This is a genomic window from Staphylococcus sp. 231237_7MaSpsaltlick, assembly GCF_043107035.1.
In genome coordinates, this window is sequence record NZ_JBICNX010000359.1 from 1 (window position 1) to 461 (window position 461).

Consider the following 461-nt stretch of genomic DNA (forward strand, 5'->3'; position numbering starts at 1 on the left):
TTGATTCTCCAGATGAAGAAGAGAAATATGAGCAAGAAGTTATGGCTCAATCTGGGGGGAGCGACGCTTCAAATGAAGATGGTACAGAAGAAACTCAGCCTAAATATACAGCAGAAGATGCTAAAAAAATGTCAGACGATGAATTTCTTGATGCTTATAAAGAAGGAATGCCAAGTGAAGATGCTGAAGCAGTTGATGAATTATCAAAAGATCCAGCGTATAGAGAATATTTAAGAGGACAAGTAGAAGCTCGTGCAAATGGTCAAGGTGGCAATTATTAAATTTAAGGATGAATAGATGATGAAAAAATTATTAAGTACAATAACAATAATAGCTATTTTATGTATATTAGCAGCTGTTGGATTTTTTGGATACAACAAGTATCAAGAAGTAGAGTTAGAAAAGAATGAATTACAGGCAAAACAAAAAAATAGTAGTAATTCACAAAATACTACAGAAGA

1 pseudogene is annotated in these 461 nt (G+C 33.0%); it reads left to right on the top strand.

From position 1 onward, the window contains the following. Positions 1-281: pseudogene (locus tag ACF91D_RS31880) on the top strand (hypothetical protein); the annotation flags it as partial. Positions 282-461 lie beyond the last annotated feature (180 nt).